This is a genomic window from Nocardioides sp. Soil_C_8 (assembly GCF_057656315.1).
The window spans coordinates 395,023-412,928 of record NZ_JBDGKQ010000003.1 but is presented as its reverse complement, the minus strand read 5'-3'; the positions used below and the strand labels follow the sequence as shown (position 1 = coordinate 412,928).

The window sequence follows — 17,906 nt, the reverse complement described above, 5'->3', positions numbered from 1 at the left end:
AGCACTCACTCCCGCACCCGCCGGTGTCCCCGGCGGGTGCGGGCGCAGGCACAATGCGTCCATGGTCGGAGCCGGCGGGGGTGACAGGCTCGTCGCCGGTGACCGGGTGGCGCTGCTGCTCCCCGGCTCGCCGGCGTACGTCGACCTGGTGCTCACGCTGCTCGCCGACGGCGTCTTCCCCGTCCCGCTCGACCCCGCGCTCACCGAGGCCGAGCGCGACCGCATCCTCGAGCCGATCGCTCCCGACCTGCTCGTGACCTCGCAGGCACAGGTCGACCAGTTGCTCGCGTCCCGCCCGGGACGGTCCCGCTCGCTGCCCCTCGGCCGGCCGATCCACTGCACCAGCGGCACGACCGGGACCCCGAAGGGCGTCTGGTCCGGGCTGCTCCCGCAGCCGGCCGCCGCGGCGCTCGTCGCCGAGGAGCGGGACCTGTGGGGGTTCGCCCCCGACGACGTCAACCTGGTGCTCAGCCCGCTGCACCACTCGGCGCCGCTGCGCTTCGCGACCGGCACCCTGCTCGCCGGCGGCCGCATCGTGGTGCCGGGGAAGTTCGACCCCGCGGTGGTCACGGCAGCGATCGAGCGCGAGCGCCCGACCACGATGTTCTGCGTCCCGACGCACCTCCAGCGGCTCTTCACGCACTGGGACGCCGTCGGCGTGCCCGACCTGTCGTCGTTCCGCCTCGTGGCGCACGCCGGCGCCCCGTGTCCCGCGCCGGTCAAGCGTCGGCTGGTCGAGCTGTTCCCCGACGGGTCGACGTGGGAGTTCTACGGCTCGACCGAGGGCCAGTTCACCGCCTGCCGCTCCGAGGAGTGGCTGCGCCGCCCCGGCACGGTGGGCCGCGCACGCCCCGGCCGGATCCTGTCCACCGACGACGACGGGCGCATCTGGTGCGCCGTGCCGGAGCACGCCCGGTTCACCTACCTCGGCGCGCCCGAGAAGACCGCCGCCGCGTGGCGGGAGACGCCGGACGGGCCTGCGTTCACGGTCGGCGACGTCGGGACCGTCGACGCCGACGGCTACCTCCACCTCGACGGGCGACGCACCGACCTGATCATCACCGGCGGGGTCAACGTCTACCCGCTCGAGGTCGAGAACGCGCTGCGCGAGGTCACCGGCGTCGTCGACGTCGCTGTCTTCGGCGTCCCCGACCCCGACTGGGGCCAGCGCGTGTGCGCCGCCGTCGTCGGCGACGTCACGACCGACGCGCTCCGCTCGCACGCGCGGGAGGTGCTGGCGCCGGCCAAGCGTCCCAAGGACTACGTGCGCGTGCCCGACCTGCCGATGACCGCCACCGGCAAGGTACGGCGCGACGCCCTGCCCCGCGTGCTCTGACGGGTCAGGCGTCCCAGACCGGGCCGACCTGGTCGACGAGGTCGCGGGACTGGCGCAGGCCCGCCTCGGCCGCGACGGCGCGCTTCGCCGGGTCGAGCAGGTTGCGGCCGAACGCGGCAAGCGCGTCGGCGTCCGGCGTCACGACCGACCAGGCGCGCGGCCCCACGCGCTCGAGCTGGGCGCGGATGGACACCTTCTTGCTCACCGAGCGCGGGAGCGGGGCGAGCACGACGACCCGCTCGGCACCGGCGGCCACGTCGACGTTGGCCGTGGACCGCATGCCGCCGTCCATGTAGGTGCGGCCGTCGATCTGCACGGGCGGCCACACGGTGGGGACGGCGCAGCTGGCGGCGACGGCCGCCACCAGGTCCACCCCCGAGTCGGGCCGGAACACGGCGAACTCTCCGCTGGCGGTGTCGACGGCCGTGATGCGCAGGTCGCGGTCCGGCCAGTCGTGGACCGGGAGCCGGGCGCGGATGACGCCCTCGCGGTCGACGCTCCCCGGGGCGTGGGACGCGTGGGCGACCCGGCCCACCCGGGCCAGCTTGTCGCGGCCGGTCCCGGGCAGCACGTAGGGCGGGACGAGCTTGAGCGCGGCGATGCGGGAGAGCCGGCCGCCGAGCTCGGCGTCGGCGGGCTCGAGCTGGGCGGCGTAGAGCTCCTCGAGCGGCAGGCCGTTGGTCACCTGCGCGCCCACGACCGACCCGGCGGAGGTGCCCACGACGATGTCGGCCCCGGTCAGGTCGATCCCGGCCCGCGCCAGCCCGGTGAGGACCCCGAGCTCCCAGGCGATCCCGGTGATGCCCCCGCCGCCGAGCACCAGTGCCGACGTTCCGCGTCCTGTCATGGGCCCAGTTCTATCGGACCGGCCCTGACGACGTGCCGACACGCGGGGACGACGACGGCCCGCCGGGTCTCCCCGGCGGGCCGTCGTGGTGCTGCTGGATGCTACGTGTCGATCAGCGGATCAGTTGGAGCCGCCGGTCAGCTTCTCGCGAAGCGCCTGCAGCGCCTCGTCGGAGGCGAGCGAACCGCCGGTGTCCCCACCGGTCTCGGCCGCTGCGTCGCCACCGGAGGAGTACGACGTGGCCTCGCCGGCCTCGACCTCGGCCTGCTTGGCCTCCTCCTGCTGCTTGACGTGCGCCTCCCAGCGGGCGTGCGCCTTGGCGTACTGGTCCTCCCAGATCGCACGCTGCTCGTCGAAGCCCTCGAGCCACTCGCCCGTCTCGGGGTCGAAGCCCTCGGGGTAGACGTAGTTGCCCTGCTCGTCGTAGGTCGCGGTCATGCCGTAGAGCGTGGGGTCGAACTCCTCCACGTCGGCGGCGGCAGCGGTCTCGTTGGCCTGCTTGAGCGACAGCGAGATCCGGCGACGCTCGAGGTCGATGTCGATGATCTTGACCATGACGTCGTCGTTGACCTGGACGACCTGCTCGGGGATCTCGACGTGACGCTCGGCGAGCTCGGAGATGTGCACCAGGCCCTCGATGCCCTCCTCGACGCGGACGAACGAGCCGAAGGGCACCAGCTTGGTGACCTTGCCCGGCACGATCTGGCCGATCTGGTGGGTGCGGGCGAAGTGCTGCCACGGGTCCTCCTGCGTCGCCTTCAGCGACAGGGAGACACGCTCGCGGTCCATGTCCACGTCGAGGACCTCGACGGTGACCTCGTCACCCACGGCGACGACCTCGGACGGGTGGTCGATGTGCTTCCAGGACAGCTCCGAGACGTGCACGAGGCCGTCGACGCCGCCGAGGTCCACGAACGCACCGAAGTTGACGATCGAGGACACGACACCCTTGCGGATCTGGCCCTTCTGCAGCTGGGTCAGGAAGCCGTGGCGGACCTCGGACTGGGTCTGCTCGAGCCAGGCGCGGCGCGACAGGACCACGTTGTTGCGGTTCTTGTCGAGCTCGATGATCTTGGCCTCGAGCGTCTGGCCGACGTAGGGCTGCAGGTCGCGGACGCGACGCATCTCCACGAGCGAGGCGGGCAGGAAGCCGCGCAGGCCGATGTCGAGGATGAGGCCGCCCTTGACGACCTCGATGACGGTGCCCTCGACGACGCCGTCCTCCTCCTTGACCTGCTCGATGGTGCCCCAGGCGCGCTCGTACTGGGCGCGCTTCTTGGACAGGATCAGACGGCCTTCCTTGTCCTCCTTCTGGAGGACCAGGGCCTCGACCTTGTCGCCCACGGAAACGACCTCGTTGGGGTCGACGTCGTGCTTGATGGACAGCTCGCGCGAGGGGATGACGCCCTCGGTCTTGTAGCCGATGTCGAGGAGGACCTCGTCGCGGTCCACCTTGACGATGGTGCCGTCGACGATGTCGCCGTCGTTGAAGTACTTGATCGTCGCGTCGATCGCCGCGAGGAAGTCCTCTTCCGACCCGATGTCGTTGACCGCCACCTGCGGGGCGTCGTAGTCCGGAAGAGTGGAGAGCGTGCTCGTCATATGGAAGGAATTTCCTTGGATGGATGGAGTCGTGCGGACGCGTGCAGCTGTCTGTTTCACTGGCCCCGACGGTGACAGATCACGGGCGGTGACGCGGCGAGCCCTGGTTCGCTCGGTATGGAAGCCGGGCAGACGACTGGCGCAACACCCAAGCGTACGCGTGCGTGACCTCCCGCGTCCAACCGGCAGGATGCTACGAGCCACGGGGCTCGGCGTGCGTGTCGCCGGTCCGGGCCACGGCCCGGAGGAGGGCCGCCGCTCGGTCGGCCACCGGGTTCTCGCCCGACCTGGCGGCGAGGTCGGCGAGCGCCCAGAGGTCGGCGGCGCGAGCACCGTCGAGCAACGCGTCCGTCGCTCCCCCGTGCCGGGCGACCCAGGCGCCGAGGACACCCGCCACGTAGGACGGCTCCCGCTCGAACCGCAGCAGGTTGCCCAGGTCGGTCCACGGGTGGCCCGCATGGGCGAACTCCCAGTCGAGGACGCCGGTCACCTCGAGGGTCGCGGGGTCGACGAGCAGGTTCTTCGGGTTGAGGTCACTGTGCACCAGGCAGGTACGGCGCTGGGTGTCGAGCAGGTCCTGCGCGCACCGGGCGACCTCCGTCAGCGCACCGCGCTCGGACGCCGGCCACTGCGACAGGCGTGAGGCCACCCACTCGTCGAGACCGCCGCCCGGGAAGGCGCCCACGGTCAGCTCGGCGTCCACGAAGGGGCCCGGGTGCAGCATCGGCATCCCCGCCAGCGCGGCGGCGACCGTGCCGGTGCTCGCTCCCAATCGAGCGAGACCCTCGTGGTCCCCGGCCGTGGAGAGCGTGGCCACCACGAGGTCGCCGCGCTCCCCCGGCAGCCACGACGTCACCAGCAGCCCCGGCCGGCCCGCCGCGGCGTCGGCACGTCGCACCTCCAGGACGTCTGGAACGGGCAGGAGCCCGCGCACCAGCCGCAGCACGGCCTGGTCCACCTCGGGTGCCGCGTCGCCGCGAGGGTCGTCGGGTGGATAGAGGCGTACGACGGCGCGCTCGCCGCCGACCTCCCCGAGGAACGTGCGGCCCGAGTGGCCGCCCTCCAGCGGCCTCAGCACCGGTCCCAGCTCGCTCATGCCCGGATGGTTCCACCGCCGCAGCCCGAGGTCGATCTCGGGGGGCCGGTGAGACCTGGACATGCGTTACCCAATTGTGGGTACTTCGTTGCTCCTGTAGCAGCCATGTCACCTACGCGTGGGCCTGGGAGGGGTCCGCACCACACAAGGGGGAACACCAGATGCATCCGTCACCGCACCGGTCCAGGCGCCGGTCCACGAGAGCAGCGGCCGCCGTCATGGCCGTCGCGCTGCCCGGCTCGTTGCTGGGTCTCACCCAGGAGCAGGCCGTCGCCACGCCGCTTCCCGCGGCCTACGGCGCCGCGGCGCACGCCGACATCGTCGACCTCGACGTCGACCTGCTCACCCTGGACCTCGCGGGCGTCCAGGTCGGTCACAGCCGCAGCACGGTCGCGAGCACCGCCGCCAGCGGCACCAGCAGCGCCGTCTCGGCGAACCTCGACGGGAACCTCCTCGGCACCGGCCTCGCCCTCGGCGAGCAGGAGGTCACCGCGCCGCCCAGCGCGAACCCGCCCGCCCAGGAGCTCCTCGCGGTGAACCTGGCTCCGGTGATCGACGTGGGCACGATTGAGGGCGACACGCAGGCCGCGTTCTCCGACGACCCCGCCACGTGCGTCCCGGCCAACGCCGACGGTGAGCGCGTCCTGTCCGACGCACAGACCACCCTGGCAGGGCTCACCCTCGCGAGCCTGCCCGGCCTGGGCAGGCTCGCAGACGTCCGCGCTTCGGACACCCGGACCCGCACGTTCCTGGACGACGACGGCACGGACGGCTCCGACGTCGTCTCCCGGTCGACCACCACGATCGGCGACATCGGCCTGCTCGGCGGTGCCGTCGCCATCGACGTCGCCAACCCGGTCGTGCTCGAGGCCCGCTCGGACGGCACGACCGGCACCGCGTCGTACTCGAACCCGCCATCGGTCTCGGTCACCGCAGGCGGCACCACGATCGACCTCCTGCCCGGCGACAGCCGGGAGATCAACCTGGGCGTCCTCGGCGCCTTGGCCGACCTCACCGTCTCCGTGCGACCGGCGCAGGACCAGTCGACCGGCGCCACTGGCGCGGCGTCCACCGACGCGTTCCTCAGCATCTCCCTCGACGTGCTGGACGTCGGGATCCTCGACGCCGCCAGCGTCGATCTCGACATCGCGCCGATGTCGGTCGAGGCCACCGCACCCGAGGGCGGCGTGGAGTGCCCGGCCGTCGACGAGGAGGCCCCGGCCGCACCGGTCATCGAGGCCCCCGCCGACGGCGACATCGTCGGCGACGCCACCCCGGAGTTCTCCGGCACCGCCGAGCCCGGCTCCACCGTCGTCGTCGAGGACTCCGAGGGCAACGAGGTCTGCACCGACGTCGCCGACGGTCCCGGCGGGGCGTGGAGCTGCTCACCTGCGCAGCCCCTGCCCGACGGCGAGGACACCTTCACCGCGACCGCCACCGACGAGGCGGGGAACACCTCGCCCGAGGACACCGTGACCTTCGAGGTCGACACCGCCACGACGGTCACGATCGAGACCCCGGCCACCGGCTCGACCACCGACGACACCACGCCCACCGTCTCGGGCACGGGCGAGCCCGGCGCCACGATCGTGGTGACAGAGGGTGGCAGCGAGGTCTGCGCCACCACGGTCGGTGAAGGTGGCAGCTGGAGCTGCACCCCCGCAGCGCCGCTGAGCGCTGGCGGGCACACCCTGACCGCGACCGCCGAGGACGAGGCGGGCAACACCGATACCGCGACCACGACGTTCACCGTCGCGCCCGACGGCGGTGACACCACCGCCCCGGACGCCCCGGTCATCCTGACCCCGGCCGACGGCGAGCCCACCGACGACGCGACACCGGAGTTCTCCGGGACCGCCGAGCCCGGCTCGACCGTCACCGTGGAGGACTCCGACGGCAACCAGGTCTGCACCGCCGACGCGGCACCCCTCACCGGCGCCTGGAGCTGCTCGCCCGAGCAGCCGCTGCCCGACGGCGAGGACACCTACTCCGCGACCGCGACCGACAACGCCGGCAACACCTCGGAGCCCGACACCGTCACCTTCGAGGTCGACACGGCCACCGCCGTGACGCTCACGACCCCGGCCGACGGCTCCACGACCGACGACCTCACTCCCGAGGCCTCGGGCACGGGCGAGGCTGGTGCCTCCATCGTCGTCACGGAGAACGGCCTTCCGGTCTGCAGCACCACCGTCCGGCCCAGCGGCGACTGGAGCTGCTCACCGCTGCTGCCGCTGCTTCCCGGCGCACACACGTTCGTGGCGACCGCGACCGACGAGGCAGGCAACACGGCCACCGGGGAGACGACGTTCACCATCGACCTCGACGGCGGCGACACAACTCCCCCCGCTGCTCCGGTCATCCTGGCCCCAGCGGACGGCGAGCCGACCAACGACGCCACCCCGGAGTTCTCGGGCACGGCCGAGCCCGGCTCGACCGTCACCGTGGAGGACTCCGACGGCAACCAGGTCTGCACCGCCGACGCGGCACCCCTCACCGGCGCCTGGAGCTGCTCCCCCGAGCAGCCCCTGCCTGACGGCGAGGACACCTACAGTGCGACGGCGACCGACGATGCTGGCAACACCTCGGATGCCGACACCGTCAACGTCGAGGTCGACACCACCACCCGTGTCGAGGTGCTCACCCCCGCCGACGGCACGACGACGCAGGACCTCCGCCCCGTCGTCAGCGGTGACGGAGAGCCGGGTGCCCGCGTTGCGGTCACCCGGGACGGGCTGCCGGTCTGCTCGGCCGACGTCGCCCCCACGGGCGTCTGGTCGTGCACCCCGACCCTGCCGCTCCCGCCCGGCCCGAACACGCTGACGGTCACCGCGCGGGACGAGGCCGGCAACACCGCGACCGACACCACGACGTTCACCATCGCTGCCGGCGGCGGCGACGCGGACGTCCCGGGCGCGCCGGACATCACCTCGCCTGCTCAGGGCGCGACGGTCCAGGACACGACGCCCACCATCTCGGGCACCGGCGAGCCCGGCCGGACGGTCACCGTCCGCGAGGGCACGACCGTCCTGTGCACCGCCGAGGTCGGCGCCGACGGTCAGTGGTCGTGCTCCTCGAGCGTGCTCCTCCCGGCGGGCGCCCACACCGTCTCGGCAACCCAGACCGGGGGCGGCGGCGAGAGCGAGGCCGACACGGTGACGTTCACCGTGGTGGCGGCGCCCGGTGATGCCGACGGTGACGGCCTCCCGGACCAGCAGGAAGGTCAGATCGGCACCACCCCGACCGACCCCGACACCGACGGCGACGGCCTCACCGACGGCCAGGAGGTCACGACCACCGGCACCGACCCGCTGGACGCGGACACCGACAGCGACGGCCTCTCCGACGGTGGCGAGATCGGCGTCCACGGGACCGACCCGAAGGACCGCGACACCGACGACGACCGGATCACGGACGGCCGCGAGGTCGCGGGCGTGCGCATCAAGGAGCGCTTCGAGGTCTGCGGCAGGAAGGCGCGCACGGCCATCCTCGTGCGGACCGACCCGCTGGAAGCGGACACCGACAAGGACGGACTGTCCGACGGCACGGAGGTCAGGGGCGTCAAGATCAAGCAGAAGGTCCGGACGAAGCAGAAGTCGTTCAGGATCGGCCAGACGCGGACCGACCCCACCAGGAAGGACACCGACCGCGACGGGCTGAAGGACGAGGTGGAGATCACCGGCAAGGCCAACAAGCGGTTCGGCCGTGACCGCACCGACCCGACGAAGTGCGACACCGACCGCGGCGGCGTGAGCGACGGCGCCGAGGTCCGCGCCCGTTCGAACCCCGCCGACTGGCGCTCTGGACCGCGCGATCCGCGGGTCCGCGAGGGCCGGACGGCCTCCGGCTCCCTCGGGACCGGCTGACGAGTCGCACCCCTGGGGTGCCGGTGCACCGGGCGGTCGCACGCCCGGTGCACCGGCACCATTACGCTCCGGGGGTGGAGGATCACCTGCCGCAGTCCGTGCGGGTCGAGCGGCGCCCCGTCTCCGAGCGCGAGTCACGCAGCGCCAACGGCCCGGACTGGGATCGCTACGCCGACGAGTACCAGGCCACGCACGGAGCGTTCCTCGGTGACGCCGGCTTCGTCTGGGGCCCCGAGGGCCACACCGAGGACGAGCTCGGCGTCCTCGGCGACGTGACCGGCCTCGACGTTCTGGAGGTGGGCAGCGGCGCCGGGCAGTGCTCACGCTGGGTCCGCACCCATGGCGGCCGCGGCTTCGGCCTCGACCTCTCCCACCGCCAGCTGCAGCACTCGTTGCGCCTCGACGCGGAGACAGGCGTGGCCGTGCCATCCGTCCGCGGCACCGCGACCGCCCTCCCCTTCCCCGCCGAGAGCTTCGACGTCGTCTTCTGCTCGTTCGGCGCGCTGCAGTTCGTGAGCGACATCGACGTCGCGGTCGCCGAGGTGGCCCGCGTGCTGCGGCCGGGGGGTCGCTTCGCCTTCTCCGTCACCCACCCGACACGCTGGATGTTCCCCGACGACCCCGGTGAGGCCGGCCTCACCGCGACGCAGTCCTACTGGGACCGCACGCCCTACGTCGAGGTCGACGACGCGAGCGGCGTCGTCTCCTACGTCGAGCACCACCGCACGCTCGGCGACTGGGTACGACTCCTCGCGGCCGCCGACTTCAGGCTCGTCGACCTCGTCGAGCCGGAGTGGCCCGAGCACCACGACCGGGTGTGGGGCGGCTGGTCACGCACCCGCGGCGTGCTGACGCCGGGCACCGCGATCTTCGTGGCGCACCTGCCGGGCTGACCGCCGGCCGCGGGCCCAGCCCGAGACGAGGGACGACGGGTTGAGGTGGGACCAGGCCCGACGGCGCGCGCCGGCCCTCCCGAGCAGCTCGCGCCGCAGGTCCTGGCAGGCGTCCCAGAACGCCCGGCCCTGCTCGGCGGGAGGCGCGACGGGCGCGAAGACCGCGTCGTCCGCCTGCCGGGCGAGGTCACGCCCCGCCCCGAGCTCCGTCGCCTGGGCGAGGCGGCTCCACCCGTCCGGCACCGGCGTACCGAGGTCGAGGGCCGCGTCGAGCACCTCCTGCCAGCCGTTGACGTACAGCTGCGACCACGACGAGGTGTGCCGCCGTCGCGAGCGCCTCAGCACCTTGGCGCCGGGAACCGCGAGCAGGGCGAGGAGCGCCAGGGCTGCCAGGCCGAGGGCGCCGAGACCGACGACTGGCCAGGGGTCTGGCTCCTCCTCGATGACGGCGTCCGGGGACAGCTCGATGTCGGCGCCCTTCGGGATCTTGATCTCGTCCTCGTCGAGCTCGAGCTCGTCCTTCACCCAGGACGTCGCACCGATCCGGTCGTCCTCGGACTCCTCCTCGGAGTAGGGGTGCACGCCGGTGTAGCGGTCGGGCTCGAGCGTGGCCCACGTCCCGTCGGCGAGCTGGAGCTCGACCCACGACATCACGTCACCCTGGGTGACGACGCCGCGGCGGCCGGGCGCCGCGCCCACCACCACGCGAGCCGGGACACCCAGCCGGGACGCACCGAGCGCCGTGACGGCGGAGTACTGGAACGTCGTCGCCGCGATGCGGTCGGCGCCCAGGAGCCGCAGGCCGAGGTCGACGGGCTTCTGCGACGAGCCACCGGTCACCCGCACCTCGCCGTTCTGCCGCAGGTAGCGCGCGAGCAGCAGCACGCGCTGGAGCGGTGCGAGCTCCGGCCGGTCGAAGGGGACGAGGAACTGGTCGAGGAAGGCCCCTGCGGGCTGGCGCTGCTCGTCCGTCGCGGTCATGGTGGCTCCGTCACCCAGCCGGTCGGGTGGCAGGACCGCCGTGAGCGTGTAGTCGTCGCGCGGGTCCACTCCCCCGACCACTACGGCGCTCCCGGTAGCCTGGTTGTAGCGGACCTCGTCGATCTGCGTGCGTCCGTCGCGGTAGTCGAGGTCCAGCGCGGTCAGGTCACCGAGCAGCGGCAGCCAGTCACTGACGTAGCCCGGCGAGATGCGCACCCGCATCTGCACCTCGGGACCGTCGTGCAGCGCCTCCACCTCCCTGCCGATCCGCCGGAAGGTGCCGGCGGAACCCGCACCCGGCGACTCCTCGGCGGGCACCCACGCCTCGCCGTCGTACAGGTCGAGCGTGCCGAATCGCAGCCGGGCACCGTCGGGAGCACCCGTGACCCTGAAGAGCTCCGTGCGTGCGGCGCCGCTCGGGACGATCGACTCCGCGGCGTCGGACACCACCTGGGTGTTGCCCGCTGGCTCCAGCCGGACCCGTTCGGTCTGGTCGTCGTCGGGCACCAGCAGGCTGGTCAGGCCGGACACGACCGCCACGACTGCCACGGCTGCCACGGTCGCGAGCAGGCCCCCGCGCCGGGCCACGACGAGCGCCTCGGCGCGGCGGCCACGACTGGCGACCCACGCCAGCAGCACGACGCTGAGGACGGCGCCGCGCGCGATGTAGTAGTCCGGGACGAGCACGGCGACCGGGATGGTCACCCCGAGCGCGGCGATGACGGGCACCGCGGGCGCCAGCGGCCGCTTCGTGCAGAGCGCCAGCCAGGCAGCAGGAGCCGCGGCCGCGAACCCGATCGCGTAGGGCAGCAGCATCAGGGTCCCGGACGCCTCCACCGGAGGGAGGGTGCTGACGAACAGTCGCGGCGCGGTGAAGGTGTCGCCGAGCACGCGGGTCATCGTGTCGAGCGTCGGCGCGATCCACGGACCCGGACGTCGGAGCGCGACGAGGGCACCGAGGGGGGCGTAGGCGAGCAGGGCGACGACGGAGTAGATCCACACGCCGTCCTGGAACCGGCGCAGCCACCAGGCGAGGGCGAGCAGCACGACGACCGGGACGAGGCCGGCGACCAGGTAGTCGCGCGACCAGAAGCTCTCGTCCAGGAGCGTGAGGACCATCGCGATGGACGTGAAGACCACGACGCTGTCGACCACCCGGTGCCAGCGGGCGCGGCGCTCCTCGGCCCGTGAGCCACTCATCGCAGTCCCCGCGCCAGGAGCTCACGCAGCCGCGACAGGTCGGACACGACCAGCTCCCGCAGCCGCGGGGAGTCCGTCACCCGTGAGTCGCCCTCGCTGTCCGCGCGCACCACCAGCCAGTCGGCGCCCTGGTCGAAGCGGCGGGCAGCGGCGTCGAGCTCCAGGCTGTCACGCGCCGACCCGGTCACCTGCACGACCAGACCGGTGCCCGCCACCGCTCCGGCGGCGTCCGCCGCGCGCTGGAGGTAGTCGTCCGCTCCTTCCGCGACGAACCGGCAGGCGGCGTCGGTCACGGCCTCGGCGCTCCTGCCACGCGCGGCGTGCGGTCCGCAGCGGAGGTCGGTGTCGAAGTCGTCACGCACGGCGCGGAGGGCGATCGAGGTCGCCACCGAGACCGCGAGCTCGAAGTCTCGCAACCGACGGTACGACGCGCGGTGGTCGTCGACGAGGATCGTCACGTGACCGCGTCGGGTCTCGTGGTACTGCCTCACGAGCAGCTCGCCCGCCTTGGCCGACGAACGCCAGTGCACGTGACGCAGGTCGTCGCCGGGGACGTACTCGCGCAGCGCGTGGAAGGCGAGGTCGCTCATCGACAGCTGCTGGCTGGTCGCACCGTCGAGGTCGTTGGTGAGCCCTCCGGCGAAGAGCGACAGCTGGGTCACGCGCGGCGCGACGAACAGCTCGAGGGCGGTGCCGGACGTGAACCGCCGGCTCACCAGGCCGACGGGATCGGTCTTCTCGTAGGCGACCGGACCGACGGTGTGCACGCCACGGGGCATCGGCGGCAGCGGCACGCCCTGAGCGCGGTGGGCGAACGGCGAGACGAACGGCAGTCGCAGGCCCACCTCCCGCCGCCCCACCGGGACCGTGAGCTTGGGCGACAGCATCGGCGTGGCGCCCGCCCGCAGGTGGACCGTGGCCACGGGCGTCGTCCCGCTCCCCTCCACCACCCGGCTTGGTCGCAGCTCGACGGTGGTGGTCGGCGTCCCGGGCAGGACCTGCCACAGGAACCCGACGAGCAGCAGGCCGAAGGCGACCAGGCCGAGCTGGACGAACTCCTGCCAGTTGAGCCAGAGCGCGAGCACCGTGAGCACCACGCCCGCGAGCAGCACGCTGCGTCCCAACGGGGTGAGCATCCGCAGCGGAGCGCCCATCACGGCCCACGACCGGGCCATCGCGCCGCGGGCGGTCGGGGCAGGCCGCGGGCTCACGCTCGATCGCGCGGAACGGGGACCCGGGCGAGCAGGCCGTCGACGACCTCGTCCGCCGTCACCCCGCCGAACGCGGCGCCGTGCGCCATCAGCAGCCGGTGCCCCAGCACGGGGCGGGCCAGCGTCGCGACGTCCTCGGGCACGACGTGACCACGGCCCTCGGCCATGGCCCACGCCTTCGCAGCGCGGATCCAGGCGAGCGACCCGCGCGTGGACAGCCCGATCCGGACGTCGGGCACGTCACGGGACGCCTCGGTGAGCTCGCGGACGTAGCGGATGATCGCCCGGTCGACGTGCACCATGTCGGCCAGCTGCGTCATCTGGTCGATCTCCCTGGTCCCGATGACGGGACCGAGCCCGGCCGCGCGGTCACGCACGCGCGACTCGGCGAGGAGTGCCTCCGTCGACTCGGCATCGGGGTGTCCGACGCTGGTGCGCATCAGGAACCGGTCGAGCTGCGCCTCGGGCAGCTGGTAGGTGCCCGCCTGCTCGATCGGGTTCTGCGTGGCGATCACCATGAAGGGGCGGCCGACGTCGTGCGTCTGCCCGTCGACGGTGACGTGGCCCTCCTCCATGACCTCGAGCAGCGCCGACTGCGTCTTCGGCGAGGCTCGGTTGATCTCGTCGGCGAGGACGACGCTGTGGAAGATCGGCCCGGCGTGGAACGAGAAGTTGCCGTGCGCCTGGTCGTAGACCGTGACGCCGGTGACGTCGGACGGGAGCAGGTCGGGGGTGAACTGGATCCGCGCGAACGAGCAGTCCAGCGACTTCGCCAGGGCACGCGCCAGCATGGTCTTGCCGGTGCCCGGCACGTCCTCGACCAGCAGGTGTCCGCCGGAGACCAGGCACGTGAGGGCCAGGCGTACGACGTGCCGCTTGCCGAGGACGGCCGACTCGACGTTGTCGACCACCCGCCCGAACGTGTCGGCGTACCACCGGACGTCGTCGGTGTGGACGGTCGCGATGTCAGACATGCGTTTCGAGGAACTGCCTCTCGAGGTCGTCTCAGGCGGAGCGGCGACGCATGAGCTGCAGCGCGATGCCGATGAGCAGGGCGGGGATGCCGACGATCCAACCGATCAGCGGCACCGTCTTGGTCACCAGGTTCAGCGAGCTCGAGTTGGACTTGGCGTCCTCGGCGTTGCCCGCGATCTGCTCGTCGGTGAAGCCGTAGTCCAGCGACAGGAAGGTGTTGCCGTCCTCGTCGAGGCGGTCCTGGGTCTCGAACTGGTTGATGATCGCGCCCGTGGTTGGGTCGATCCAGATCTCACGCTCGGTCGAGTACGTGCCCGGCACCCCGTCGCTCAGCTCGATCGGCGCGTCGGAGACGGAGATCTTGTAGACGTAGACCTCGAGGCCGTCGACGTCCGCGGTGCGGTCGTACGTGGCGTCGACTGCCTGGCCGGCGTAGCCGTCCCAGTACTGGTAGTCCTTCTTCTCCGCCTCGAAGGGCCACTTGTTGACCAGGCCCTCCTTCGCCTCCGCGCTCGGCGGGAGGTACTGCGGGTCGTCGACGGCCTCCGCGGTGCGGCGGTCCGTCGCGAAGTCGTCGGTGCTCGCGGAGATGAGGCGCTCCTGCGGGTCGTCGGCGCTGACGCACTCGTCGATGTCGCCCTCGTCCTTGACCAGGCAGCTGGAGTTCTGGAAGACGATGACGTCGGAGTCGGAGCGCTCGGAGTCGGCGTGGGTCACGCTGAAGGCCTTGACCGGGAACTCGTCCGTGCCGCCGTCACCGTTGGAGAGCTCCGCCGTCCCGTCGAGGAGCGTGGTGCTGTCGGTGTCGAGAGGGGTCTTCATCAGCTGCCCGGGAGCCCAGAACTGGGCGAGGATCGCCAAGGCGACCAAGAACGCTCCCAGCACCGTCAAGCCGATGCCCAAGCCCTTACGCATAGCGAAATTCCTCCCGGTCGCCCACAAGTCGGGGCGACTCTAGCAGCGAAGTGACCAATGGGTAGCCAATCGTGGAACCGAGTTTCGCGACGTCGGATCACGGCCCGCCGAGGCGGGTTAGAGTCCGCCCCATGGCCGTCACCACCACCGGCGAACCCGCCCCGAGCGAGGCCGCCGGCGCCGTCCCGGTCCGCCGGCGACTCGCCGCGATGGACTGCCTGCGGGGGTTCGCGATCATCGTCGTCGTGCTCTCGCACGGCTGGATCCTGTGGCCCATCGACACCATCGACGACACGCCGTGGGTGCGTCCGCTCTTCCGCAGCGGCAACTTCGCCGTGACGGTGTTCTTCGTCGTCACCGGCTTCCTCGTGCACCGTTCGCTCACCCACCGCGGGCCCGACGGGATGCGGCCGCTGGTGAGCATCGTGCGCCGCGTCGTCCGCGTCGCCCCGGTGGTCCTGGTCGCGGTGCCCCTGGTCGTGCTCGCGTCGGCCCTCGTCGACGACCCGACCCCGAGCAGCACCAACGCCAAGAGCATGTTCCACATCTTCACCTACACCTGGAACTGGTACCTGCAGACGGACAGCGCGGACTCACGCTGGGACCTCGGGCACCTCTGGTACCTCTCGGTCGACATGCAGGCCTTCGTGGCGCTCACCCTGGTCCTCTACCTCGTGCGCCGGAGCCCGGCAGCGCAGGTCGCGACACTGGGGGGCCTCCTCCTCCTGCTCACCTGGTGGCGCATGCACGTGACCGAGCTCGAGCCGGTCATCAACGTGCTCCTGCGGACCACGGCCCGCATGGACGCCGTCGTCGTCGGCATGCTGCTCGGCGTCGGCCTGACGCTCCTGCCGCGCGACGCGGTGACCCCCCGCGCCCTCAGCTGGTCGGGCACGATCTCCTGCCTCGCCCTGCTTCCCCTGCTGTGGTTCTGCTCCGACGACGAACGCTTCCTGCACTGGGGCGTCACGCTGCTCGAGCTCGACCTCGCCGTGCTCCTGGGGTCCATCGCCCTGGGGGGCCACGTCCTGACCTCGACGCGCCTGGCACCGTTCAGCTTCCTGGGCCGGCACTCGCTGGTCATCTACGTCTGGCACTACCCGGCGTTCGCCGCGGTCGAGGCACGCACCAGCGACTGGGCGTGGCCGCCTCGGGCCCTCGTCGCGCTGGTGGTGCTGACCGTCCTGTGCGTGGCCACCCACTACCTGCTCGAGCGCCACGTCTCGCGGCTGCTGGACCGCCCGTTCTGGGGACGGAGCCGATCGGCTCCCACCGACCCGACGGACCCGGCTCAGTCCTCGAAGCAGATGGTGTAGTCGCCCCCGCCGTCGAAGATCACGGCGAGGTCGGCGAGCTGTGCTGTCGTCGCGACGTAGGTCCACTCCCCCGGGGTGACGCGCCACTGGATCGAGTCCGACGTGCGGCCGTCGTCGGGACGCGACAGGGTCGTCGTGACCTGCTCGGTGCCACCGCGGAAGCGGAAGCCCGCGCCGAGGTAGCTGGTCAGCACCACGGTGGGTGTGCTGTTGGTGGCCCGGTAGACACGGCACCCACCTCGGGTCCTCACGTCGGGGTCGAAGGAGTCGGTGGCCACCTCGGCGGGCGGGGCGAGCTCGAGCTCGTCCTCGGTCACGGTGACGAAGTAGTTGCTCTCGGCGTCGAGCCGGTCCTGTCCCGAGGGATCGAGGTCGGGCAGCTCGGAGCGCACGTCGGGCTCGGCGAGGCGCGCGAGGTCCTCACCACTGATGTAGGAGCCACGGACGGCGTCGTTCAGCAGCTTCTCCCCGGCCTCGGTGGCGAGCATGGTGCCGGCGAGGTGGGTCCTGGTGAGCTCACCGATCTCCGCGACACCGCGGCTGACGCGGTACTGCCCCAGGCTGGCGTGGACCGCCAGCAGGCAGACCACCGCGAGCCCCAGGGCCATGGCGGGACGTCGCCGGTCGGGGTCGAACCGTCCCGCGACGAGCGAGGCGACGGCGTCGAGCAGCAGGGCCAGGCCGGGCAGCATCAGGAGCAGCACGACGTAGCGGTAGCGACTGGTCGTCACCTGGTCCAGCCCGTACGGCAGCTGCGCGACGGCGCTCACGACGGCGTGGAAGACAGCCCCCGTGAGTCCCGCTACGGTCGCCTGGACGAGCAGCGGCCGCTCACGCGCCCGCCACGCGGCTGCGAGGACCACGGCCACGACGAGCGCCGGGCCCGCCCCCCAGCCACCTGAGACGTTGTCGAACGGCGCGGTCAGGAGGGTCGCGGCCGCCTCCGGGACCTGCAGCACCTCTTCCCTCGAGAGCAGGATGCGGCTCGAGCCGCGGCCCCAGACGGCGTACCACGCGAGGAATGCCACGGCCGGGAGCGCGACGACGCGCACCATGTGCCAGAAGCCGCGTCCGAGCGCGAAGACCCCTACCCACACCGCCGCCACGACCCCGCCAAGGGACACCGTCACGCCGACCAGCAGCAGGACGGCTGCGATGACGGTGCTGCGCGCGTCGTGGTCGCGGCGGAGCAGCACGAGGATCGAGATCGCGCCGAGGAGCATGGACGCGGTCAGTGCGACCGGGGCCTCGACCAGGAACGCCTCGGACCCCGCACCGTAGGTGAGCAGGAGCAGCGCGGAGGCCAGTGCGGCGACGCGGCCGGCACCGAGCCGACGCAGCAGGTGGTGCATGACGAGGACGAGCGCCAGGTGCACCAGCACGGTGAGCGCCAGGTACGGGACGTAGGTCGTGAGGCCGATCAGCTTGAAGAGCAGCAGGTAGCCGAGGATCAGCGTGAGCTGCCAGTGCGCGGCGTGCGGCTGCATGAGGCTCTCGCTGCCGCCGGGCGCGCCACCTCGCTCGACGTAGTAGCGGATCAGGTCGCCGCTGAACCAGCCGCGGCTGCCCAGCCACAGTGCGATTCCGCCCTGGACCAGGACCGCGACGTAGAGCACGGCCCGGTCCCACCCGGGGAGCAGCGGGCGGAGGCGACTCAGTCGGCTCTGC

Annotated in this window: 12 protein-coding genes; 4 read left to right on the top strand and 8 right to left on the bottom strand. The window is 72.3% G+C overall.

The window, feature by feature from the left end; all coding sequences use genetic code 11:
• Positions 1-61: 61 nt before the first annotated feature.
• Positions 62-1,336 (top strand): class I adenylate-forming enzyme family protein, encoded by a 1,275-nt coding sequence (locus tag AC3A3L_RS15485; RefSeq protein WP_487640931.1) that lies wholly within the window; start codon positions 62-64, stop codon positions 1,334-1,336.
• A gap of 4 nt (positions 1,337-1,340) precedes the next feature.
• On the opposite strand, the gene AC3A3L_RS15480 is transcribed toward AC3A3L_RS15485, so the two are convergent.
• The 3 genes from AC3A3L_RS15480 to AC3A3L_RS15470 all read right to left on the bottom strand — a co-directional run bounded on the left by AC3A3L_RS15480 (position 1,341) and on the right by AC3A3L_RS15470 (position 4,881).
• Positions 1,341-2,183 carry a patatin-like phospholipase family protein gene (locus AC3A3L_RS15480; RefSeq protein WP_487640930.1) on the bottom strand — a complete coding sequence of 281 codons (843 nt, stop codon included), beginning with the start codon at positions 2,181-2,183 and terminating at the stop codon, positions 1,341-1,343.
• Positions 2,184-2,303: 120 nt separating this feature from the next.
• Positions 2,304-3,785 (bottom strand): 30S ribosomal protein S1, encoded by a 1,482-nt coding sequence (gene rpsA / locus AC3A3L_RS15475; RefSeq protein WP_311290569.1) that lies wholly within the window; start codon positions 3,783-3,785, stop codon positions 2,304-2,306.
• 193 nt (positions 3,786-3,978) lie between these two features.
• Positions 3,979-4,881 carry a phosphotransferase family protein gene (locus AC3A3L_RS15470; protein WP_487640929.1) on the bottom strand — a complete coding sequence of 301 codons (903 nt, stop codon included), beginning with the start codon at positions 4,879-4,881 and terminating at the stop codon, positions 3,979-3,981.
• A 218-nt stretch (positions 4,882-5,099) separates the two neighbouring features.
• Between AC3A3L_RS15470 and AC3A3L_RS15465 the strand changes: the two genes are divergently transcribed.
• Both AC3A3L_RS15465 and AC3A3L_RS15460 read left to right on the top strand, forming a co-directional pair.
• The gene (locus AC3A3L_RS15465; protein ID WP_487640928.1) at positions 5,100-8,747 is read left to right on the top strand and encodes an Ig-like domain-containing protein; all 3,648 of its coding nucleotides are present in this window, start codon (positions 5,100-5,102) and stop codon (positions 8,745-8,747) included.
• 74 nt (positions 8,748-8,821) lie between these two features.
• Positions 8,822-9,640 carry a class I SAM-dependent methyltransferase gene (locus AC3A3L_RS15460; protein WP_487640927.1) on the top strand — a complete coding sequence of 273 codons (819 nt, stop codon included), beginning with the start codon at positions 8,822-8,824 and terminating at the stop codon, positions 9,638-9,640.
• Here AC3A3L_RS15460 and AC3A3L_RS15455 read toward each other — a convergent pair.
• Genes AC3A3L_RS15455 through AC3A3L_RS15440 form a run of 4 tightly spaced genes read right to left on the bottom strand, consistent with a single transcriptional unit; the run spans position 9,578 to position 14,922 of the window.
• Positions 9,578-11,821: a transglutaminaseTgpA domain-containing protein gene (locus tag AC3A3L_RS15455; RefSeq protein WP_487640926.1), complete on the bottom strand. Its 2,244-nt coding sequence runs from the start codon at positions 11,819-11,821 to the stop codon at positions 9,578-9,580. The genes AC3A3L_RS15460 and AC3A3L_RS15455 overlap by 63 nt on opposite strands.
• The gene (locus tag AC3A3L_RS15450) at positions 11,818-13,032 is read right to left on the bottom strand and encodes a DUF58 domain-containing protein (RefSeq protein ID WP_487640925.1); all 1,215 of its coding nucleotides are present in this window, start codon (positions 13,030-13,032) and stop codon (positions 11,818-11,820) included. The genes AC3A3L_RS15455 and AC3A3L_RS15450 overlap by 4 nt, the downstream gene beginning before the upstream one ends.
• Positions 13,029-14,006: an AAA family ATPase gene (locus AC3A3L_RS15445; protein WP_487640924.1), complete on the bottom strand. Its 978-nt coding sequence runs from the start codon at positions 14,004-14,006 to the stop codon at positions 13,029-13,031. Before AC3A3L_RS15445 ends, AC3A3L_RS15450 begins: the two co-directional genes overlap by 4 nt.
• Before the next feature lie 31 nt (positions 14,007-14,037).
• Positions 14,038-14,922: a PorA family protein gene (locus AC3A3L_RS15440; protein WP_487640923.1), complete on the bottom strand. Its 885-nt coding sequence runs from the start codon at positions 14,920-14,922 to the stop codon at positions 14,038-14,040.
• Between the two features lie 131 nt (positions 14,923-15,053).
• Between AC3A3L_RS15440 and AC3A3L_RS15435 the strand changes: the two genes are divergently transcribed.
• A complete protein-coding gene (locus AC3A3L_RS15435; protein ID WP_487640922.1) occupies positions 15,054-16,238 on the top strand; it encodes an acyltransferase family protein in 1,185 nt (394 codons plus the stop codon).
• Here the strand turns inward: AC3A3L_RS15435 and AC3A3L_RS15430 are convergent.
• Complete coding sequence (locus AC3A3L_RS15430; protein ID WP_487640921.1) at positions 16,214-17,854, bottom strand: hypothetical protein; 1,641 nt, start codon at positions 17,852-17,854, stop codon at positions 16,214-16,216. The two genes, AC3A3L_RS15435 and AC3A3L_RS15430, sit on opposite strands and share 25 nt — an antisense overlap.
• Between the last annotated feature and the right edge of the window lie 52 nt (positions 17,855-17,906).